Below are 14259 nucleotides of genomic sequence, written 5' to 3'. Positions count from 1 at the left end.
GAGTGGTGACCCACGTGATCAAAACATCTAAAAAAACCCTTTTCCAAAAGTATAATGAACAAATTGAGTGTCTAAGATCTGAAATGGTTAGAACAGCCCGGGTACTAGGACTTAACCATCCAAAGGTTTTATATTATAGTCAAGAAATCGATCGGTGTCATAATGACTTACTGCGATTAAAGCAAGAGGTCTAAATATACGCCTTCTTAAAACGCTGAGGTTGAATTCAAGTTCGATGCGCCTGTATAATGTAAATAGAGGTATGAAAGGAGTGATTCCATTGGTTACAATCACAGAATCTGCTGCTAGTCAGATTAAAGAAATGATGGCTGCTGAGGAAGAAGAAAATCTTTACCTTCGTGTCGGAGTACAAGGTGGAGGCTGCAGTGGTCTTTCATATGGCATGGGCTTTGATAGCGAAAAAAAAGATAATGATACATCATTTGACCAACACGGTATTGGCGTCATCGTAGACCCTGATAGTGCAAAAATACTGCAAGGTGTAACGATTGACTATAAACAAAACATGATGGGCGGAGGATTTACAATCGACAATCCGAACGCAATTGCATCATGTGGTTGTGGCTCATCTTTCAAAACAGCGACAAACGCTGGTACGCCGGAAGAGTGCTAAAACAGTTAGAGGGAGTTGACCCAAATTAGGGGTTCAACTCTTTTTTAATTTCAGTGAAACTGGTCATACTAACAACAAAAAGGAGATGAGTGTTTCATGGACGATAAGTCTGCCCGTGATCGAAAACTCATGAATGCGAATTATCTCGTTTACGGAATTATCTTAGGCATTCCCTTTCTCGGATTACTCGCCTTTTTGTTGTATTACAACCTGTAAGAAGAAGTGAAGCCTTTACTCCTAGAAGGAATAAAGGCTTTTTCAATTGATTTTTGTAGAAATCAATATTTTTTCAATAGTAAGCATAAAAAAGCTCCGACTTTACGTCGGAACCTTTTGATCATTTTAGAATAAGCTTGTACTATGCATCGGTTGTACTTTTGCTTTCGGATCAATATATGCTTTCGCGTTGTTGATTGCTGTTGGTGCTTCTCCAAATCCAGTTGCAATCAATTTGACCTTTCCATCATACGTACAAACGTCTCCAGCTGCATAAATGCCTGGGATATTTGTTTCCATGCGAGAATTTACGACAATGGAGTTCTTCTGAATATCGAGACCCCATTCCTTAATCGGTCCTAGTGATGAAATGAAACCATAGTTGACGATTAAGGAATCACATTCAATCGTTTCCTCATTTTCGCCTTTCGATTCCTTCAATATGACTTTCTTGACGCCTTTGTCATCACCAATGATATCTTTTACTTGGAATGGTGTTTTAATCTGCACTTTTGAGTTCATGAGCTGTTCTACGCTATGCTCGTGCGCTCGGAATTTATCGCGACGATGTGTCAAAGTCACTTCCTTTGCAAGCGGTTCTAGCATATTCGCCCAGTCCACGGCAGAATCTCCACCACCACATACGACGACTTTTTGACCTGCAAATGCATTGAGATCATCTACGAAATAATGTAGATTTTTACCTTCGTATTCTTTGGCATTTTCGTGCTCTAATCGTCTAGGTTGGAAAGCTCCTACTCCAGCAGTAATAATTACTGTTTTCGAATAGTGCGTTTCCTTGTCCGTGGTCAGTTTGAACGTTTTGTCTTCCATTTGTTCAACCTCTTGGACAGATTGTTCTAATGCTACTGATGGGTTGAACTGAAAAGCTTGCTCTTTCAAATTGTTCACGAGATCTTGAGCAAGTACTTTCGGAAATCCTGCTACATCATATATGTACTTTTCAGGATAAAGTGCGGCAAGTTGTCCACCTAGTTGAGGCATACTTTCGATAATTTTTACCTTGAGCTGTCGCATGCCCCCGTAAAATGCAGTGAACAGTCCTGTCGGTCCTCCACCTATGATTGTTACGTCATAGACATTGTCTTGTTCGGTCATATCATTCTACACCCCCGATTATCTGTTGTTGTAATTATTATAAGCTTAATAAAGCGTTAAGAAAAGGGAAAAACTGTGTAATAGTATCCTACCCAAAAAAGTTCCTTTAATGGGTTGAAAAATAAAAGGAAAAGCACTAATATTGACAATGGGACAATTACGGATAATTTATGACAAATTACGACTTAGTACGTGAAATACGTAACAAACTTATATGATTCATTTTATATGGTGCAATTTGTCCGACAAAAGTATAAATACAAAGAAAAGGGTGTATGAGAAATGAGTAGACCAAAAATCGCCATTCTCGGTGCTGGTTATGGCGGCATTATGACCGCAACTCGTCTCACAAAAGAACTTGGGATGAACGAAGCGGAAATTACGCTTGTCAACAAACATAACTATCACTATCAAACAACTTGGTTACACGAACCAGCTGCTGGTACGTTACACCATGATCGTACTCGCATGTCGATTAAGGATGTTATTGATACGAATCGCATTAATTTTGTACAAGACACAGTTGTATCTATTGATGATGCAAACAAGACAGTTAAGCTTGAAAATGGTGAATTAACATACGATTACTTAGTCATTGGACTTGGATTTGAGTCTGAAACATTTGGGATTCCGGGTGTTAAAGACTATGCATTCAACATTCGCAGTGTAGATACTGTACGTAAAATTAAAGAACACATCGAGTACCAATTCGCTAGCTATAATAATGAGGACAACCCTTCAGAGGGTATGTTGAATATTGTTGTTGCTGGAGCTGGATTTACTGGTATTGAGTTCATAGGTGAAATGGCAGATCGTATTCCTGAACTTTGTGCAGATTTTGATGTACCACGTGAAAAAGTACGTCTCATCTGTGCTGAAGCTGCACCAACTGTTCTTCCAGGATTTGATGAAGAACTTGTTGAATATGCTGTTAACCTTCTGGAGCGTAAAGGTGTCGAGTTTATGCTAGGCACGCCAATTAAAGAAGTTACAGAAGATAGTGTCATTCTTGAAGAAGAAGAAATCAAAGCTGACACAATTGTTTGGACCACTGGGATCCGTGGGAACTCAATAGTTGAAAACTCTGGATTTGAAACAATGCGTGGAAGAATCAAGGTTGAAAGTGACCTTCGTGCCCCTGGTAAAGACCATGTCTTTATCGTAGGTGACTGTGCATTGATTATTAATGAGGAAATCAACCGTCCATACCCACCAACAGCTCAAATTGCGATTCAGCAATCGTTCACAGTTGCTCGTAACTTGAAAACGTTAATTAATAACGGGAAATTGGAAGCATTCGTACCTGAAATTAAAGGAACTGTCGCTTCTCTTGGTAAAGGTGAAGCAATCGGTAAAGTCGGTAACAAGAAGCTTTATGGCGCAACTGCATCTGCTATGAAGAAGATCATCGATAACCGTTACCTATATTTACTAGGTGGTATTCCACTCGTTGTCAAAAAAGGTAAGCTTAAATTATTCTAATTACATTTGATACAATGAAGAGTGAAGTCTTAACATGACTTCGCTCTTTTTTTATTTCAGAACGAGCGTAATCACCACATATAATCAGCAAAGCCTTGAAATAAGTTGGGAATAAGGTGTAATCACCACATATAATCAGCAAAGCGTTGAAATAAGTTGGGAATAAGGTGTAATCACCATAATCAGCAAAACTGGAAAATAAGCTGAGAATAAAGCGTAATCACCTTAGTTTGTCTTGTTTTTACATAAGCATGTTATTGGAGGAATCGTCATGGGAAGAAAGAGAGAGAAGGTTTGGCTATCTGTTGCAGGTGTCATTGAACATAATGGGGAGTGGCTGGTCGTAAAAAAGAAATACGGTGGTTTAAAAGGAAAGTGGTCCTTTCCTGCAGGATTTGTGGATGAAGGTGAAACGATTGATCAAGCCGTGAAAAGAGAAGTATTTGAAGAAACAGGGATTATCGCAGAAATTACAGGTGTCATAGGGATCCGCTCTGGGGTTATAGAAGAAGAGATCAGTGATAATATGGTAATCTTCACAATGGATGCAATTGGTGGCGAATTAATGGCACAAGAGAGCGAAATTTCTGAGGTTGGATTTTTTTCTAAGACAAAATTATTAACAGACCCGGCATCTTCACTCATGATTCACTTTTTTCTTGGTCAAGACTCCCACAACAGTGGCTTTTCGACACACGATTTGAACCCAGGAACCCAATTTGGATACACAAATTATAAAATATTCAAGTTACCTTAAAAACGTTCAAAAAACCTCTATTTTAAAAGAAAACAGCTCGTGTATACGTTTACATGGAGCTATATGACCTAATTTCAGATTTTTCAAAAAACATAATCGTTGGTATATTATCAGAAAATTAAAACAATAAACCAAAGAGGTGGTCTTAACATGAAAAATGAACAAAAGCATCGCAATCCTCAAACAGTAAAGTGTCAGTATTGTAAAGGAGTAGGATATTTTCAACTACTTTTAGGCGGTTCTGAAACTTGTGATCATTGTGGTGGAAGTGGCAGAAAACACAGCTAAAGTTATGACAGGTTTTTGAACATCAATAATTGAACTGGTGGATCCTCCTCCAATAGCATTGACTCAGTCATCATAAATGCAGTAAACTAGTCAATGGATATAAAGGGGTGACCACTATGCCGTTAACCATTCCTACGCTAATCATCTCCATGCTTTTGTTCATGGTTTTGTTCTTTGGAATCGGCTTTCTACTCAATATGTTGTTAAGAATGACTTGGGTTATGGCTGTTATTTATCCAGTTGTTGTCGTCATGATCATAGATAAAGTTGATTTTCTTGATTATTTCACAGCACCAGGAGCAACCTTCCAAGATTTATTAAATAATATGATTCGATTGCACTTTTCCGATATTTTAGTTCTTATTTTTGGATTACTCGGAGCTATACTTTCTGGTATCACGATTAAGATGCTAAGAGTCCGAGGATACCAGATGTTCTAACTGAAAACCGCATTAAATCAATAACCGCAAAGGTTGTCGAGATTACTCGACAACCTTTTTTATGTTTACTTTTATATTAAACGTGGTACATACCATAACTGTTGACTCTTTTAATGACAGATACTTTTGGAAAAAGATTATTATCCTTGAATCTCAGTGATGTGTGACACTATTTTGGACTTGCTCATACATAAGAGCTTTTTAAAGTATTTGTCTATTGGAAGAAAATTCAAAATATCGGTATTTTTCGAATTCGAAAGGATTGAAGGAATACTTTCCAGTGGTTTTGGAAAGGATTAGGCGTGAGAGGAGTGAAAAAATGCAGTTAATCAGAACGATCTTGAAGCGCTCTGTTATGACTTGCTTGTTTGTTCTAGCCCTCTTCACAACAGTTGGGAAACTATCAGGAGTCGAGGCATCTGGAATCGTCGGGTTTGCAAATTCGAAGGAAATTACGATTGATACGAGGGCTTTCGACCAAGTGAAGAAGAAAAGCAGTTTGATGTTTAAACAGCTCTTAAGTGTAAAAAACAGACCATTAGAGTTGTCATCCAATGTTATGGCAAAAGAAAAAACACTCGCAGACACCATAGATAAGAGTCAATATAAGAAGGTGGAAGTTATAGCTACAGGATACACGGCTGGTGTTGAGTCAACGGGTAAAACAAAGAGTCACCCAGCTTACGGAATTACAAAGTCAGGTGTCAAGGTCAAGCGGGACCTATACTCTACGATTGCAGCGGATCCGAAGGTATTTCCGATCGGTAGTGTTCTTTGGATTCCTGGTTATGGATTCGGTGTTGTGGCTGATACAGGATCGGCTATTAAGAAGAAGAAAATCGATCTCTACTATGAAACAGTAGAAGATGTTTATGAAAAATGGGGCAAGAAGAAGTTAGAAGTATATATCATATCAAAAGGGAATGGAAAACTCTCTGAGAACGATCTCAAAGTACTGAATGAACAAGAGTCTATGCAAGTGTTTCGAGATCAAATGTTCAAACCAGAAGGTACTTAATTGCATAACGAAAAAAAGGACTGGCTTATAGCCGGTCCTTTTGTAATAATGGGTCGTCTTCTTGCTCATTATAGGCTGGATACTTGTCTGGATGAATGATGGCAGCAATTTTCTGAAGACCGACGATCAGTCTTGGTGAAGGTCTACAAAAGTAGGGCTCATCTAAAACGTGAACCTGGTTTAATTGCATCGCCTTCATTCGATCCCAATTCGGGCGCTTTTGAAGGATTTTAGGGTTAACCTTTTTCGTCTGAACACCTACCCATACGAGGCAAATGTGATCTGGTTCTCTTTTACAAACGGTTTCCCAATCTGACTGAACACTTGCAACATTTTCATCAGCAAATGCGTTCCTCGCACCTGCAAGTTCACTAATTTCGGTTAACCAGTTAACGCCACCTGGTGTGAAAACAGGCTTAGGCCACCATTCCCAATATAGGGACGGCTTTTCAACCACCGTGTTGGAAATGGTGCGATATTGTTCAATTACACTTCGGTAGTGGGTAACAAGCCTTTCCGCTCGTTCTGTTTGATTTGTAAGTTCACCAAGTGTCAATAAATCGTCGCCGATTTCCTTGAGAGAATTTGGGTTGAAAATATGATAAGGAATACCCCGTTCTTCTAACCGTTCTATATTCTTTTCCATCCCAGGTACACTGAGTGAAGCGAGGACCAAGTCTGGTTGTAACGATTCTAATCGATCCATATCGATATCAAGGTCTGGACCAAGCTTTGGAAGACTTTCAATTTCCTTTGGCCAGTCTGAAAAGTCATCGACCCCAACAAGACAATGTGTCAAACCTAGGTATTCAACTAGCTCTGTATTACTTGGGCATATTGAGATAATTCGAATAGCAATCTCCTCCTACTGAACAAAAACATAAAAAAGCGCGAAGCTAAGACCGATTCCAAGTATCGCACCGAAGAACACTTCACTTGGTCGATGCCCTAATAGTTCTTTTAACTCTCTTCTTTTTTCTTCCTCATTTTTTTTGGGCCAATTTTTAATTTCAGTTGTTAAATGTTGAAAATCCCGAACCAATTGGTTCAACACAACCGCTTGTTCGCCGGCTTGCCAACGGACTCCTTTGGCATCATACATAACAATAATACTGAAAACTGCTGTAATCGCAAATAATGGTGAACCAACGCCCTCAATTAAACCAATAGAAGTCGTTAGTGAGGTAACCCCACTTGAATGAGAACTTGGCATACCTCCTGTACTGAAGAACAAACTCCACTCAAGCTTTCTCGATGAAATATACATAATCGGTATTTTGATCGCTTGAGCAAATAAGATTGCAAAGATTGAGACCCATAATGGAAAATTCGTTAATAGTGCATCCAAGAAAGCAACTTCCTTTCCTTAAAACATTTATATTAGTTTACCATATCGCTTCACTAATCATTACCCGGATTTAGAATGACATATGCAAATGATATGATAAGAGTAGGAGGAGATTTTGATGAAGTCTGAATATCCTATGGAATATTATGAGTTCTTCATACATTTCAATGAAGGTGATTACTATACTTGTCATGATTTATTAGAAGAAATTTGGATGACGGATAAGCAAAATCTTTTCTTAAAAGGACTGCTACAGATGTCAGTCGCGATTTATCACTATGAATATGGTAATGTAAAAGGTGCAAGACTCATGTTCAAGCGTTCACTTGAATGTTTTCAACCGTATCCAAAGTATTTTTGGGGATTAAATAAAAAAGAATTGACCTCTTATGTGGGTGAATGCTTGTCTATTATACCAGCTGAATTGGATCAAGTTCCATTTTCACAAGTTGAAACATTACCTGCCTTACCACATATTTATCTGTATTTGAGCGAAGAAGTTTAGATAATCGAAATATTTCGATATAATAAAAGAAAAATCTAGGGGGAGTTCGATGTTTACCGTAAAAAAAAGTTTGAACTTAAAACAAGATATACATACGCTAGTCGTTGGTATATATGCTGATGATAAGAAGCCAGTAGGTATAGTAGAGGAAATTGATCGTGCATTAAACGGTCATATTACTGAACTTTTCAAAACGGATGACCTATCAGCCAAGCATAAGAAGGTAAGCCGTATACACACATTAGGAGCACTTGGGGTTAAGAATATTTATTTCGTTGGCTTAGGACAACGAAAGAATACGACTTTTCGTAATGTGAGAGATGCGCTCGGAAAAACGGCAAAAGAATTAAAGCAACATAACCAAGCAGATGTTGTTATTGCATTAGATTCATTCCTAACAGAAGAAGTAGGGTTACAACAAACGGTTCACGCACTTTCTGAAGCGTTTATTTTAGCAACTTATCAATTCGAAGATTACAAGGAAAAGAAAAATGATAAGCGCTACGTACTGAAGAGCATCAACATTTATTCAGAACAAGAAAGTTCAATAGTAAACGAAGCATTGAAAAAGGGTGAAGCATACGCAGCTGGAACAAATGTTGCACGAGACCTCGTTAACACACCTGGGAATATGTTGACACCGACAGATCTAGCCGAGCAAGCAGTCGGTATCGCCAAAAAGTATGGTTTCGAATATGACGTATTAGAAGAATCGGACATGAAAGAACTTGGCATGGGTGCATTGTTAGGTGTTAGTGCTGGATCAGAACAAGATGCGAAATTAATCGTCGTTAAATACAAAGCGAAGGCAGACTGGGATAACGTTCTTACCTTCGTAGGTAAAGGTCTTACATTCGACGCGGGTGGATATTCATTGAAACCTGCACTTAATATGCATGAAATGAAGTCTGACATGGGTGGTAGTGCAGCTGTCCTTGGTGCGATGGAGTCTATTGGCAGACTAAAGCCAGACGTGAACATCATGTTCGTTATTCCTTCAAGTGAGAACTTAATCAACGGTTCTGCCATGAAGCCAGGTGACGTACTCACTTCAATGAGCGGGAAAACAATAGAAATAACGAATACTGATGCTGAAGGGCGCTTGATTTTAGCAGATGCCATCACTTACGCAAAAGAGCAAGGTGCATCCCATTTAGTGGATCTAGCTACACTAACAGGCGGTGTAGTCGTTGCATTTGGAGATATTGCTTCAGGTGTTATGAGTAATGATGAAGCATTCTTCGACATGTTTGAGCAATCAGCTGAAGAAGCTGGGGAATATGTTTGGCGCTTACCAATGTTCGGACCTTATAAGAAAATTTTACGAACGAGTAACGTAGCGGACTTCGTTAATTCAGCGGGTCGTAATGCACATCCAATTCAAGGAGGCGTCTTCCTCTCAGAATTTGTTGGCGATACGCCATGGCTTCACTTAGATATTGCAGGTACAGCTTATAGCAATAAAGCGAGTGACTTAGGACCGAAAGGCGCTACAGGAGTCCTTACACGTTCAATCGTCAAGCTCGTAGAGAAATTTGAAACGAAATAAATAGCGTTTATGAAACCCCTTCGATTGATCGGAGGGGTTTTTTGTTTACATTTAAATGCTAGACACAATGACCAGTGGTATTAAGCTTATGGGAGGATTGAAAACACCTATCATTAGCAATCAATGGAAACCTCATTAAACAGAATTGACACATTCCTGAAAGCATGTTAAATTGATTTCCGTGTTTTAGTATATTAGTGATTTAACAAGATAAAGGATTCGGAGGTCATTTTCATGAATGCTGTTGTTATTGCCGTGCTTATTATGCTCGTGTTGAGCTTATTGCGCGTCCAGGTTGTCCTAGCACTTGCAATAGGTGCGCTGACAGGGGGATTAGTGGGCGGCTTAGGATTAAATGAGACCATTACTGTTTTTACTGAAGGATTAGGAAACAATGCTACAATCGCGCTAAGTTACGCGTTGCTTGGTGCATTTGCATTAGGCTTATCGAAGACAGGGCTACCAGAGCTTCTCGTTTCAGGTGCATTGAAAATTACGAAACAAAAAGGCGATTCGAAAAGAAAAGCCTTATCAAAAGCGCTACTTTTATTCGTAATCATAACAATCTCAATTTTTTCGCAAAATTTAATTCCGATCCATATCGCATTTATTCCGATATTAATTCCACCATTGTTACTCATTTTCAATGAGCTGAAGATGGATCGAAGAGCATTAGCGTCATCGATCACATTCGGACTGACAGCTCCATACATTTTACTTCCTGTTGGATTTGGGTTAATTTTTCACCAAATACTCCAAAAGGAAATGGAGAAAAGCGGTTTGTCGATTGAAATGTCTATGATTCCAAAAGCGATGGCTCTACCCGTAATCGGTATGGTGATTGGGTTGTTAATTGCCTTATTCATTTCTTATCGTAAACCTCGAACATATGAAAACAAAGACATCGCAAGTGAGAGTGAAGGCATTACATCCACTTATACAAAACGTACAATTGGATTTGCAGTTGTTGCAATTATAGCAACTGTTGTCGTTCAAGTTCTGACTGAGTCAATGATCTTGGGCGCGTTAACGGGTATCATCGTCCTCTTTTTCTCAGGAGCATTCTCAATTAAAGAATCAGATGTCATCTTTACGGATGGAATGAAGATGATGGCGTTCATCGGCTTTGTCATGATTACAGCAGCTGGGTTTGCAGAAGTTATGCGAAAAACGGGTGATATTGAAAGCCTAGTGAATCAAACTGCCGATCTATTCGCTGGCAACCAAGTTCTCGCTGCATTATCTATGTTACTTGTCGGTTTACTCGTAACAATGGGGATTGGTTCGTCCTTTGCGACAATCCCAATTATTGCAACGATTTTTGTCCCGCTAGCACAAGAGCTTGGATTCAGTCCGCTAGCAATCGTCGCGCTCGTTGGAACTGCTGGCGCTTTAGGAGACGCAGGATCACCGGCGTCTGACAGTACGCTGGGACCTACTGCAGGGCTGAATGCCGATGGACAACATAATCACATTTGGGATACATGTGTACCAACATTCTTACACTACAACATTCCACTCATTCTGTTCGGGTGGATCACAACAGTCATTTTTTAAATGATGATGGTCTCTTCAATTTGAAGGGGCTATTTTTTTACAAACAATTCGCTTAAAACAAGGAAACATCCATTTATATCGCGAATGATGTAGTGACTATACGTAAAGTGAAATGGAGGAATTAGATGGTGGAGCAAGAATTAAAGAAGGTTCATCGCAAGATAGCAGTGGATCTCTTCAATAAAGTGTGGGATCTAATGGAAAAAACAGACCGTACTTCAAAAGAGGAGCTGGACATGCTTCATTCTGCACATGCATCAAGGTATCATTGGGGGATTGTAGGAAATGAACTCAACTTCGCAAGGGGAGAATGGCAAATCTCCAGAGTATATGCCATTTTGAATAGTCCTGAACGCGCTTTGTATCATGCGCAAAAATCGATGGATTACTGTCGAGAAAATGACATTGGTGACTTTGACCTAGCCTTTGCTTATGAATCCCTCGCGCGCGCTTATTCGCTTACCAATCAAAGAGCTCAATTCCAATCTCACTTAGAAAAAGCAGTAGAAGCTTCTGAAACTATCCAAAAGGACGGAGATCGAAAAGTCTTTTTACAGGAAATTGAAGACTTAAGGGAGCAGTTAACCACATGATGAATTCGTGTGGTTTTTCTTTTTACGTAATATTTGACGTTAAACGCTCTGAAATGTTACTATTTAGTCACATTAAATCATGAAAGGGAGGTGTTGATGATCGCAGAAATGGTCGATGAACTTTCAACCACCTTCAAAGCTTTAAGTCATCCGATTAGAAGACAAATATTGGATACCTTAATTCACGGGCCAAAGTCCACAGGTGATTTAAATGAGAAATTTCCTGAGGTCACAAGATACGCGGTTATGAAGCACCTTGGTATGCTCGAGAGTGCCAATTTAATAACGATTCGAAGAGAAGGCAGAGTTCGTTTGAATTACTTGAACGCTGTACCCTTAAGGGAGATCTACAACCGTTGGGTGAATAAGTACGAGGACCAAGACGCAAACTCTCTCTTAACGTTAAAAGAAAAAGTCGAACAATCAATTGGGAGGAAGGATCAAATGGAAAACGGATTGAAGCAAGATTCTTTTCAAATTGAACAAGAAATTACCATTCACGCGCCACGTGAAAAAGTATATGAAGCACTAACCAGTGATATCGATCAATGGTGGGCTTATCGTTTAAGTGGTGACAAGAAATCAACTCTAAGTTTCGAACCTAAGGTAGGCGGACGGTTTATTGAAACTTGGGGAAATGGAGAAGGTGCGCTTTGGGGAGTCGTTTCTTATGTGAAGGCACCTGAGGAAATTCGTATGAACGGACTGCTTGGTATGAGGGGAGCAGTAAATAGTGCTTACACTTATCAACTAGAAGAAAAAGGTGATGATACTGTATTGAAGCTATCCCACCATGCATACGGTTTAATTGACCCCGAGTGGCGAGCTGGCCACGATCAAGGGTGGCAAGAACTACTCGGAAAGTTTCTTAAAGAATACGTTGAAACAGGCAAAAGACCTGAATAAGACTGATAAAAAGGAGACGCCATTACATTTGGCATCTCCTTTTTGCTGTTTGTTCAGTCAATTCTTATGGTGATTCAATGAATTCAATCTCTGGCATCCACTGTGACATATGTTGTTTAATTTCATTGTAATGGTTTTGTTTATCTTTCAATTGGTACATTGGGTGTATGAGGTAACTACGATCGACCCAAGTTGGTAAAAAGGCAGGATCTTGAACAGTTATCGTCTCTTGCTCACCTTTTACAACTTTCTGTACGCCTATTTTTACAATACCGCCGATATCCTTGTAATTGCCTCTTTGTCCGGACAAGAAGTTTCCGAGCGAATAAATGACGAATGTTTTCTTTCCATCAGGCCATGTAATCCATTCAGGTGGTTGTAAGACGTGTGGATGGTGGCCGATAATGATGTCTGCACCTGCCGACGCTGCTTCATTAGCCAGAAACTTTTGTTGTTCATTTGGTAATCGTTCATATTCATTACCGAAATGTAGGCTTAGAACAACGACATCAGAAAGCTTTTTTGCTTTCTCGACTTCCGTTTTGATCTGATCGGCATCAATTAGATTGACGAGATAAGGCTTGGATTCAGGAACGGGGATGCCATTCGTCCCATACGTGTAGCTTAAGAATGAGAACTCAATGCCGTTTTTCTCTAGCAACCTTAAATCTGAACGATCCTCCTCAGAACGGTATGACCCTGTATATGCCATGCCGATTGAGTCCCAGTGATCAAGTGCATTCATAATCGCTTTTTCTCCTCGATCAAGTGTATGGTTGTTGGCAATTGTAACGAGATCAACACCTGCATCCTTAAGCGCATTTCCTACCTCATAAGGACTATTGAATCTTGGGTATGTAGAAACACCTAAAGCACTCCCGCCAATCATCGTTTCTTGATTCGCAATCGTGATGTCACCCTTTTCTAGAAAAGGTTTTACATTTTCAAGCATTGGTTTAAAATCATACTGCTGAGAACCAATTGCAGCGACATTATAAACGCGAGCATGAATTAAAATATCGCCAACTGCCATTAATGATGCGTAAGTAGTCACTTCTTTAGGCTCTTTAATGGGTGGTGGTTCTGTTTTCTCTGTTTGATTGTTTTCAGCCTTTGGACTAGGCTGGGTTTCGTTAGTAAATTCACTATTAGGTAACATTTGATCATTTATAAAAAGCACAAAAATAAGACTGGTAATCACGACAAAGAAAGAGATAATTGAGACTTTTTTCATAATAAATCCCCCTTACTCTTATTTTAGTCCTTTTTTTCGCAATATCCACAACTAATTTTGTTGAAATAAGTCATACGTTAGAACTACTTGTCGAAACCATGAAATAAAGGGTATCTTTATGATTCAATACGGATTAGGAGAATAATCACACTAGGTGTCTTTATTTACTTCAAAGACTTAAAGCACCTATTAGGGGGGCAGTATGAGTGCTCGGTAGACCGTTTTCCCAGCTGCGGAGCACTCAAAGCCCCCGAATGAGTGCTCGGTAGATCGTTTTCCAAGCTACGGAGCACTCAAAGCACCCGAATGAGTGCTCGGTAGACCATTTTCTCAGCTACGGAGCACTCAACGCGCCCGAATGAGTGCTCGGTGGACCGTTTTCCTAGCTGTGGAGCACCCAAAGCACCTGTATGAATGCTCGGTAGATCGTTTTCCCAGCTGCGGAGCACTCAAAGTACCAGTATGAGTGCTCGGTAGACCATTTTCCCAGCTACGGAGCACTCAAAGCCCCCGAATGAGTGCTCGGTAGACCATTTTCTCAGCTACGGAGCACCCAAAGCCCCCGAATGAGTGCTCGGTAGATCCTTTTCCCAGCTGCGGAGCACCCAAAGTC

The 14259-nt window shown here is 39.7% G+C and carries 17 protein-coding genes; 12 read left to right on the top strand and 5 right to left on the bottom strand.

The window, feature by feature from the left end; all coding sequences use genetic code 11:
* Window positions 1-2 precede the first annotated feature (2 nt).
* Window positions 3-194: an aspartyl-phosphate phosphatase Spo0E family protein gene (locus tag L2716_RS12400; protein WP_329610118.1), complete on the top strand. Its 192-nt coding sequence runs from the start codon at window positions 3-5 to the stop codon at window positions 192-194.
* Window positions 195-280: 86 nt separating this feature from the next.
* Window positions 281-634 carry an iron-sulfur cluster insertion protein ErpA gene (erpA, locus tag L2716_RS12395; RefSeq protein ID WP_408005308.1) on the top strand — a complete coding sequence of 118 codons (354 nt, stop codon included), beginning with the start codon at window positions 281-283 and terminating at the stop codon, window positions 632-634.
* Between the two features lie 342 nt (window positions 635-976).
* Here the strand turns inward: erpA and L2716_RS12390 are convergent, their stop codons facing one another.
* Window positions 977-1969 carry an NAD(P)/FAD-dependent oxidoreductase gene (locus L2716_RS12390; protein ID WP_236335417.1) on the bottom strand — a complete coding sequence of 331 codons (993 nt, stop codon included), beginning with the start codon at window positions 1967-1969 and terminating at the stop codon, window positions 977-979.
* Window positions 1970-2251: 282 nt separating this feature from the next.
* Here L2716_RS12390 and L2716_RS12385 point away from each other — a divergent pair, with 282 nt between their 5' ends.
* The 5 genes from L2716_RS12385 (at window position 2252) to L2716_RS12365 (ending at window position 5954) form a co-directional block, all read left to right on the top strand.
* The gene (locus L2716_RS12385) at window positions 2252-3451 is read left to right on the top strand and encodes an NAD(P)/FAD-dependent oxidoreductase (protein ID WP_236335413.1); all 1200 of its coding nucleotides are present in this window, start codon (window positions 2252-2254) and stop codon (window positions 3449-3451) included.
* Window positions 3452-3722: 271 nt separating this feature from the next.
* A complete protein-coding gene (locus tag L2716_RS12380) occupies window positions 3723-4208 on the top strand; it encodes an NUDIX domain-containing protein (protein WP_236335411.1) in 486 nt (161 codons plus the stop codon).
* Between the two features lie 150 nt (window positions 4209-4358).
* A complete protein-coding gene (locus L2716_RS12375) occupies window positions 4359-4496 on the top strand; it encodes a YuiA family protein (RefSeq protein WP_236335407.1) in 138 nt (45 codons plus the stop codon).
* A gap of 116 nt (window positions 4497-4612) precedes the next feature.
* Window positions 4613-4936 carry a YuiB family protein gene (locus L2716_RS12370; RefSeq protein WP_236335398.1) on the top strand — a complete coding sequence of 108 codons (324 nt, stop codon included), beginning with the start codon at window positions 4613-4615 and terminating at the stop codon, window positions 4934-4936.
* Window positions 4937-5255: 319 nt separating this feature from the next.
* Complete coding sequence (locus L2716_RS12365) at window positions 5256-5954, top strand: 3D domain-containing protein (RefSeq protein ID WP_236335395.1); 699 nt, start codon at window positions 5256-5258, stop codon at window positions 5952-5954.
* A gap of 25 nt (window positions 5955-5979) precedes the next feature.
* On the opposite strand, the gene L2716_RS12360 is transcribed toward L2716_RS12365, so the two are convergent.
* Together L2716_RS12360 and L2716_RS12355 are read right to left on the bottom strand one after the other, a co-directional pair.
* On the bottom strand, window positions 5980-6807 hold the full coding sequence (locus tag L2716_RS12360; protein WP_236337866.1) for a cobalamin-binding protein: 828 nt from the start codon (window positions 6805-6807) through the stop codon (window positions 5980-5982).
* A gap of 12 nt (window positions 6808-6819) precedes the next feature.
* Window positions 6820-7302 carry a divergent PAP2 family protein gene (locus L2716_RS12355; protein ID WP_236335393.1) on the bottom strand — a complete coding sequence of 161 codons (483 nt, stop codon included), beginning with the start codon at window positions 7300-7302 and terminating at the stop codon, window positions 6820-6822.
* A gap of 118 nt (window positions 7303-7420) precedes the next feature.
* Between L2716_RS12355 and L2716_RS12350 the strand changes: the two genes are divergently transcribed.
* The 5 genes from L2716_RS12350 to L2716_RS12330 all read left to right on the top strand — a co-directional run bounded on the left by L2716_RS12350 (window position 7421) and on the right by L2716_RS12330 (window position 12412).
* Window positions 7421-7807: a DUF309 domain-containing protein gene (locus L2716_RS12350; protein WP_236335391.1), complete on the top strand. Its 387-nt coding sequence runs from the start codon at window positions 7421-7423 to the stop codon at window positions 7805-7807.
* A gap of 49 nt (window positions 7808-7856) precedes the next feature.
* Window positions 7857-9356, top strand: coding sequence for a leucyl aminopeptidase (locus L2716_RS12345; RefSeq protein ID WP_236335387.1), 1500 nt, complete (start codon window positions 7857-7859; stop codon window positions 9354-9356).
* A gap of 234 nt (window positions 9357-9590) precedes the next feature.
* A complete protein-coding gene (locus L2716_RS12340; protein ID WP_236335384.1) occupies window positions 9591-10913 on the top strand; it encodes a Na+/H+ antiporter family protein in 1323 nt (440 codons plus the stop codon).
* Between the two features lie 125 nt (window positions 10914-11038).
* Complete coding sequence (locus tag L2716_RS12335; protein WP_236335382.1) at window positions 11039-11506, top strand: hypothetical protein; 468 nt, start codon at window positions 11039-11041, stop codon at window positions 11504-11506.
* A gap of 96 nt (window positions 11507-11602) precedes the next feature.
* Window positions 11603-12412, top strand: coding sequence for an SRPBCC domain-containing protein (locus L2716_RS12330; protein ID WP_236335379.1), 810 nt, complete (start codon window positions 11603-11605; stop codon window positions 12410-12412).
* 64 nt (window positions 12413-12476) lie between these two features.
* Here L2716_RS12330 and L2716_RS12325 read toward each other — a convergent pair whose 3' ends face one another.
* A complete protein-coding gene (locus L2716_RS12325) occupies window positions 12477-13646 on the bottom strand; it encodes a CapA family protein (protein ID WP_236335367.1) in 1170 nt (389 codons plus the stop codon).
* Between the two features lie 293 nt (window positions 13647-13939).
* Entirely contained in the window at window positions 13940-14095 is a 156-nt protein-coding gene (locus tag L2716_RS12320; protein WP_236335349.1) for a hypothetical protein, read from the bottom strand.
* Between the last annotated feature and the right edge of the window lie 164 nt (window positions 14096-14259).

Origin of the sequence: Pseudalkalibacillus berkeleyi (genome assembly GCF_021608225.1) — a bacterium.
Taxonomy (GTDB): Bacteria; Bacillota; Bacilli; order Bacillales; family Fictibacillaceae; genus Pseudalkalibacillus; species Pseudalkalibacillus berkeleyi.
Note: the sequence above shows the minus strand (reverse complement) of the source record. Positions and strands in the feature narration are given on the sequence as shown.

What these genes read in the sequence shown, in the direction of transcription:
- L2716_RS12330 (WP_236335379.1), top strand. Translation starts at nt 11,603, where the DNA reads ATGATCGCAGAAATGGTCGATGAACTTTCAACCACCTTCAAAGCTTTA.
- L2716_RS12375 (WP_236335407.1), top strand. Translation starts at nt 4,359, where the DNA reads ATGAAAAATGAACAAAAGCATCGCAATCCTCAAACAGTAAAGTGTCAG.
- L2716_RS12380 (WP_236335411.1), top strand. Translation starts at nt 3,723, where the DNA reads ATGGGAAGAAAGAGAGAGAAGGTTTGGCTATCTGTTGCAGGTGTCATT.
- L2716_RS12390 (WP_236335417.1), bottom strand. Translation starts at nt 1,969, where the DNA reads ATGACCGAACAAGACAATGTCTATGACGTAACAATCATAGGTGGAGGA.
- L2716_RS12325 (WP_236335367.1), bottom strand. Translation starts at nt 13,646, where the DNA reads ATGAAAAAAGTCTCAATTATCTCTTTCTTTGTCGTGATTACCAGTCTT.
- L2716_RS12335 (WP_236335382.1), top strand. Translation starts at nt 11,039, where the DNA reads ATGGTGGAGCAAGAATTAAAGAAGGTTCATCGCAAGATAGCAGTGGAT.
- L2716_RS12365 (WP_236335395.1), top strand. Translation starts at nt 5,256, where the DNA reads ATGCAGTTAATCAGAACGATCTTGAAGCGCTCTGTTATGACTTGCTTG.
- L2716_RS12370 (WP_236335398.1), top strand. Translation starts at nt 4,613, where the DNA reads ATGCCGTTAACCATTCCTACGCTAATCATCTCCATGCTTTTGTTCATG.
- L2716_RS12385 (WP_236335413.1), top strand. Translation starts at nt 2,252, where the DNA reads ATGAGTAGACCAAAAATCGCCATTCTCGGTGCTGGTTATGGCGGCATT.
- L2716_RS12345 (WP_236335387.1), top strand. Translation starts at nt 7,857, where the DNA reads ATGTTTACCGTAAAAAAAAGTTTGAACTTAAAACAAGATATACATACG.
- L2716_RS12350 (WP_236335391.1), top strand. Translation starts at nt 7,421, where the DNA reads ATGAAGTCTGAATATCCTATGGAATATTATGAGTTCTTCATACATTTC.
- L2716_RS12340 (WP_236335384.1), top strand. Translation starts at nt 9,591, where the DNA reads ATGAATGCTGTTGTTATTGCCGTGCTTATTATGCTCGTGTTGAGCTTA.